Source organism: Cellulomonas sp. ACRRI, from assembly GCF_022346185.1.
Classification (GTDB): domain Bacteria; phylum Actinomycetota; class Actinomycetes; order Actinomycetales; family Cellulomonadaceae; genus Cellulomonas.
The window spans coordinates 1-6,199 of the sequence record NZ_JAKRMS010000175.1; the positions used below are offsets into that span (position 1 = coordinate 1).

At 77.3% G+C, this 6,199-nt stretch carries 5 protein-coding genes and 1 pseudogene; 4 read left to right on the forward strand and 2 right to left on the reverse strand.

Annotated elements, in window-relative coordinates; all coding sequences use genetic code 11:
• From MHY85_RS19520 to MHY85_RS19535, 4 genes are all read left to right on the forward strand, one after another.
• The coding region (locus MHY85_RS19520) for a TM2 domain-containing protein (RefSeq protein ID WP_239199775.1) at positions 1–421 on the forward strand (421 nt) is incomplete at its 5' end.
• Positions 422–505: 84 nt separating this feature from the next.
• A complete protein-coding gene (locus MHY85_RS19525) occupies positions 506–1,783 on the forward strand; it encodes a YihY/virulence factor BrkB family protein (RefSeq protein WP_239199778.1) in 1,278 nt (425 codons plus the stop codon).
• 50 nt (positions 1,784–1,833) lie between these two features.
• Positions 1,834–4,230 carry an HAD-IC family P-type ATPase gene (locus MHY85_RS19530; RefSeq protein WP_239199781.1) on the forward strand — a complete coding sequence of 799 codons (2,397 nt, stop codon included), beginning with the start codon at positions 1,834–1,836 and terminating at the stop codon, positions 4,228–4,230.
• A 166-nt stretch (positions 4,231–4,396) separates the two neighbouring features.
• A complete protein-coding gene (locus MHY85_RS19535; protein WP_239199784.1) occupies positions 4,397–4,696 on the forward strand; it encodes a DUF1540 domain-containing protein in 300 nt (99 codons plus the stop codon).
• Positions 4,697–4,807: 111 nt separating this feature from the next.
• Here the strand turns inward: MHY85_RS19535 and MHY85_RS19540 are convergent, their stop codons facing one another.
• Together MHY85_RS19540 and MHY85_RS19545 are read right to left on the reverse strand one after the other, a co-directional pair.
• Positions 4,808–5,473, reverse strand: coding sequence for an SDR family oxidoreductase (locus MHY85_RS19540; protein ID WP_239199787.1), 666 nt, complete (start codon positions 5,471–5,473; stop codon positions 4,808–4,810).
• A gap of 406 nt (positions 5,474–5,879) precedes the next feature.
• Positions 5,880–6,199, reverse strand: a pseudogene (locus MHY85_RS19545) (hypothetical protein); the annotation flags it as partial.

Sequence of the window (6,199 nt, forward strand, 5' to 3'; positions counted from 1 at the left end):
GTACCCCGACCCCTCCGCCGCGCAGTCGTACCCCGCCCAGCAGCCCGAGCCGCACCCGGGCTACGCCGCCCCCGGCTACGCCGTCGCCCCGTACTCCGCCCCGGGCTACGCCTCCGGCTACCCGGTCGCGTACGGCGTCGACCCGCTCACCGGCACGGCCTGGTCCGACAGGTCCCGGACGACCGCGGGCCTGCTGCAGCTGCTCCTGCCCCTGGTCGGCGTCTGCGGCGTCGGCCGGCTGTACGCCGGGCAGATCGGCATCGGCCTGGCGCAGCTGCTCGGGTTCTTCCTCGGCTGCGTCCTGATGGTCGTGCTCATCGGCTTCGTCGTCGCCCCGGCGGTCTGGCTGTGGGCGGTCGTCGACGGCATCGTGCTGCTGAGCAGCGGGGGCCGGGACCAGTACGGCCGCCCGCTGCGGTAGCCGGTGGCGCCCGGGTGACGGGGCGCCGGGCACCGTAGGGTCGGGCGCATGACGACTCCCGCGCCGGTCGCCCGGGCCTGAGCCGTGCTCCTCGTCCTCGTGCTCGTCGGCCTGGCCGTGGCGGTGCTGTCCCGGCGGCTCGCGTGGGTGCGGGACCGGCTGCCCGTCCCGGCGACGACGATCCTGGCCTGGGGCGCCGCGGGCGTGGTGGGCATCGCGCTCGCGCCCGTCGGCACCGGGACCGGACGGGTCGTGCTGGCCGGGGTCGCCGCGGCGGCCGCGGGCGCGCTGGTGATCGCCGCGGCCGGGTGGGTGCTCGGCGTCCTCCGGCCGCCGCTGGCCCGGCGCCGCGCGCGGCACGCGGGCGGGCCGACGCTCGCGGAGCGGGTCGTCCGGCTGGCCGACCGGCATCCGGGGACGGTGCGCGGCTGGGACGTCACGGCCATCGGGGTGCGCGCGGTCGTACGGGCCGGAGAGGTGCGGATCACCGGTCTCGCCGCCGAGATGACGTACTACGCCCTGATCTCCCTGGTGCCCATCGCGACGGCGCTCGGCGCCAGCCTCGGCTACCTGCGACCGCTGCTCGGCGACGCGCAGGTGGAGGAGATCCGCACGACCGTCGTGGACGGGCTCGCGACCGTGTTCGCGCAGCAGGTGGCCGGCGACGTGCTCGCACCGCTCGTCGACGGCCTGCTGGACGAGGAGCGGGGCGGGTTCGCGCTGGGCGCGCTCGTCGTCACGCTGTACCTGGCCAGCCGGATGTTCCGGGCGGCGGTGCGCGCGCTCGACGACGCGTACCGGGTGACCTCCCGGCAGAACGTCGTGACGCAGTACCTGCTCGGGTTCGGGTTCACCATCGGCGCGCTGGTCACGCTGGTGGCGGTGCTGCTGCTGGTCGTGGTGGGGCCGCTGCTCGGCGGCGGTGACGCGCTGGCGGCCCGCCTGGGCCTCGGGGACGCGTTCCGTGCCGCGTGGTCGGTGCTCCGCTGGCCGGTGGTGCTGGCGCTCGGCGGCACGTTCCTGGTCCTGCTGTACCGGTACGCGCCGAACGTCGTCAGCACCTGGCGGCGGTGCCTGCCGGGCGCGGTGGCCGGGACGCTGGGGGTGCTGCTGGTGTCCGCCGGGTTCGTCGCCTACGTGGGCGTCGCGGTGCCCGAGACGCCGGGCGCGGACGCGAGCAGCGCTGCCGTGGTGCAGGCGGCGGCCCAGATGCTCGGCCTGGTGCTGGCGGGTGCGCTGTGGATCTGGCTGTCCAGCATCGCCGTGCTGCTCGGCGGTGTGCTCAACGCCGAGGTGGACGCCGCCCGGCCGCGGGCGCGGCGCGTGGACGCGCCCGCCGCGGCGCCCGCGCGCACTGAGTAGCCGCGGGCGAGGCCCCCGGGACGCGCGCGGGCCCCGCTACGGTCGGGGGCATGGTGCACCGGGAGGCCGTGGCGATCGGCGGGCTGACGCGCGACGAGGTGGACGAGCGGGTCGCGCGGGGCGACGTCAACCGCGCCGAGACCGGCACCAGCCGCAGCCTCGCGGAGATCGTGCGCAGCAACACGCTGACCCGGGTCAACGCCATCTACCTGGTGCTGTTCCTGGTGGTGCTGAGCACCGGCCACCTGCTCGACGGCCTGTTCGGGCTGCTCATCGTGGTGAACAGCGCGGCCGGGATGATCCAGGAGGTGCGCGCCAAGCGGACCCTGGACCGCCTGGCGCTGCTCAACCGGTCGCCGGTGACCGTGCAGCGCGCCGAGGGCGTGGTCGAGCTCGACCCCGCGGAGCTGGTCGTCGACGACCTGGTCCGGCTCGCCGCGGGGGACCAGGTGCCGGTCGACGGCGAGCTCGTCGGCACCGCGGGGCTGGAGGTCGACGAGTCGCTGCTGACCGGGGAGTCGGAGCCGGTGCTGCCCGGCCCCGGCGACCGGCTGCTGTCCGGCAGCGTCGTCGTGGCCGGCGCCGGTGTGCTGCGGGCGACCCGGGTCGGCGAGGACGCGTACGCGGCCCGGCTGTCCCGCGAGGCGTCGGCGTTCAAGCGGCCGTCCTCGGACCTGCGCGCCGGGATCGACCGCATCCTGCGGTACATCACCTGGGCGCTGGTGCCGGTGGCGGCGCTCACCGTGGTCAACCAGCTCTGGATCAACGACCAGGCCCCGAGCGACGCCCTGCGCGGGATGGTGGCCGCCGTCGTGCCGATGGTGCCCGAGGGGCTCGTGCTGATGACGAGCGTCGCGATGGCGGTCGGCGTGATCCGGCTCGGTCGCCGGCAGTGCCTGGTGCAGGACCTGCCCGCCATGGAGGCGCTCGCCCGGGTGGACGTCGTGTGCTTCGACAAGACCGGCACCCTGACCGAGGACGGGATGCGCGTCCGGTCGGTCGAGGTGCTGGACCCGGCGCTCGCCCCGGAGCAGGTCGCCACCGTGCTCGCGACCCTGGGCGCCGCGGAGGAGCGGCCGAACGCCAGCCTGCGGGCCGTCGTCGAGCACGTCGGCGACGTGGCCCCCGCGGCCACCGCCGCCGTCGTGCCGTTCTCCTCCGCCCGCCGGTGGGCCGGGGTGCAGACCGCGGACGGCCGGGCCTGGGCGCTCGGCGCGCCGGACGTGCTGCTGCCGCCCGGGCACCCGGCGCTCGACCGCGTCGCGGCGGAGGCCGCGCAGGGCCGCCGGGTCCTGGCCGTGGCGGCGCTGGACGGTGCGCCGGACGCGGCCGCGCTGCCCGCCGGGCGCACCGCCGCCGCGCTGGTCGTGCTCGACCAGCGCATCCGGCCCGAGGCCGCGGGCACGCTCGCGTACTTCGCGCGGCAGCAGGTGGCCGTCAAGGTCGTCTCCGGGGACGCGCCGAACGCCGTCGCCGCCGTGGCCGGTCAGGTGGGGCTGCCCGCCGGCGCCGTGCTCGACGCCCGCGAGCTGCCGGAGGAGCAGGAGGCGCTCGCGGACGCCGCGGAGCGGGCCGTCGTGCTGGGCCGGGTCGCCCCGGAGCAGAAGCGCGCGCTCGTGCGGGCGCTCACCGCCCGCGGGCACACGGTCGCGATGACCGGGGACGGCGTGAACGACGTCCTCGCCCTCAAGGACGCGGACGTGGGCGTGGCGATGGGCAACGGCAGCCCGGCGGCCCGCGCGGTGGCGCGGATCGTGCTGCTGGACAGCGACTTCGCCACGCTGCCGCACGTCGTGGCCGAGGGCCGGCGGGTCATCGCCAACATCGAGCGGGTCGCGACGCTGTTCCTGTCCAAGACGGTGTACTCGATCCTGCTGGCGCTGGTCGTCGCGGTCACCACGGTCCCGTTCCCGCTGCTGCCCCGGCACGTCACGCTCATCGCCTGGTTCACCATCGGCATCCCCGCCACCGTGCTCGGGCTCGCCCCGAACGAGGAGCCCGCGCGGCCCGGGTTCGTCCGGCGGGTGCTCACCTCGGCGGTGCCCGGCGGCATCGCGGTGGCCGCCGCGGCCTACGGCGCGTACGCCGTCGCGCGCGCGGTCGTCGGCGACGGGCAGGACGCGCACGTCCGCGCCGCCACCGCCGCGTTCCTCGCGCTGGTGCTCACGGCGTTCGACGTGCTGGTCGAGGTCGCCCGACCGCTGCGGCCCTGGAAGGTGGGCCTCGTCGCGGCGATGGTGCTGGGCATGGCCCTCGCCGTCGGCACGCCCCTGGGCCAGCGGCTGTTCGTCCTGGACCCGACCGACGCGCGGGTCTGGGCGGTCGCGGTGCCGGCCGCGGTGGTCGGGGTCCTGCTGCGCCGGGTCGCGGCGGCGCTGCTCCGGCGGGCGGGTGCGCGGGTCGGCCCGGGCGAGGACGGCGACGGAGATACGTCACGCCCTCGTTGAAGAATGCCCCGCGGCGCGCGGACTGCCGCTTTCTTTCATGGGCTGAATGGCGTCTGACCTGCGGTGACGCGAGTGAGGAAGGCCTTCCTGGCTAGACGCCGGAGAATGCGCGACCTACGGTCGTCGGGTCAGGAACGGCACGCCCCCACGACCCGGAGGTCCCGCGATGAGCACCCTCATGGAGCAGCCCCCCGTCTCCGAGTGCTCGGTCGACGGCTGCTCGTACAACCACGAGCACGCCTGCGGCGCCGCCGCCATCACGATCGCCGGCTCGGCCGGTGACGCGAGGTGCGCGACGTTCATCCCGCTCGGTGTCCGGGGCGGGCTCGACCGGGTGGTCTCGCACGTCGGCGCCTGCCAGCGCGCGGACTGCACGCACAACGAGCACCTCACCTGCGCGGCGGACGCCGTGCGCGTCGGCGCCGGCCACGACCTGGCCGACTGCCTCACCTACAGCCCGGCCTGATCGCCGGCCGGCGCCGCGGCGAGCCCCCCGCCCGGCCGCGCTCCGGCCGCGCCCAGGACGGTCGTCGGCCCCGTCCCCCTCGTTGGGGGCGGGGCCGCGCTGCGTCCCGGATCAGTCCTCGCGCTCGGTGGCCGCGGCGACCGCCGCCGCGACCGGGGTGGCCCCCTCGGACAGCTCGAGCACCAGGCCGGCCGTGCGGGGCTCGTCCAGCAGCCCGACGAGCACCGCGGCCACGTCGTCCCGCGGCACCTGCCCTCGCGGGACCTCGGCGCCGAGGCGCACGCGCCCGGTGCCGGCGTCGTCGGTCAGGCCGCCCGGCCGCAGGATCGTCCAGTCGAGGTCCCGGCCGCGCAGGTCCTCCTCGGCCGCCGTCTTGGCGCGCAGGTAGGCGGCGAACACCTCGTCCGTGCCGGCCGGCGGCTCCGAGCCCGCGCCGACGGAGGACACGAGCAGGTAGCGCCGGACCCCGGCCTGCTCGGCCGCGTCGGCGAGCAGCGCCGCGGCGCCGCGGTCGACGGTGTCCTTCCGCTCGGCGCCGCTGCCCGGGCCGGCGCCGGCGGCGAACACCACCGCGTCCGCGTCCGACAGCTGCGCGGCGAGCGCGGCGACGTCGGCCTGCTCCAGGTCGAGCAGCACGGCGGTCGCGCCGTCCGCCTCGACGTCGGTGACGTGGTCCGGGTTCCGCACGATCGCGAGCGGCGTGTCACCCCGTTCGGCGAGCAGCCTGTTCAGACGGCGGGCGATCTGACCGTGGCCTCCGGCGATGGCGATGCGCATGCGTCCACGGTAGGAGCGCGGCCCGGGCGCCGCACCCGCTGCCCGGGCCGCGCGCGTGCGGCGCGCCGTGGCGCCGCACGTCCGGGGGCCGGTCCCCGGTCCTGGCAGGGGGCCTTGACGTGCCAGGACCGGGAACCGGCCAGGTCGCCCGACGCCAGGGGGGCGAACGTCGGGCGACTGCGAGACCTCGTGGGGTCCGGGCCCGAGGGCCTGGTCCGCGGTGGTCGTCGCACTGATCACGCTAGGCCGGAACCGACCCCGCTGCACACCGATGAGTAGCAGGACGGACGAGGTTGGGTGGCCGATGGGCCCGCAGTGAGGGGTGCCCGCCGCAGACCAGGTGGAGCACTCAGGTCGCGGCGGGCCGCGGCTGCGTGGCGGCGGCACGGCGACCGGGCGCGGCGGCTCAGGCGGTCTCGGCCGCGCCGCCGAGCGGCCGGAGCCCGGCGAGCCGGCGCCGGATGCTCTGCACGTCGTCCTCGCGTCCGGCCGGCACCAGGGAGAGCGCGGTGAAGGTCTCCGCGGTCGGCAGCAGGTCGCGGGCGAGGTCGCGCAGCGCCTCGGCCACCTCGGCCAGGTCGGCGGCGTGCCCGGCGTCGAGCTCCGGCGCGTCGCCCTGCAGACCGACGTACAGCACGAAGCCGGCGCGGCCGGCGCCGGCGCGCGGGCCCGCCTGCGGGTCCGCCTGCCGGTCCGCGCGCGCGGGACCGCGCCGGGGTGCGGGCG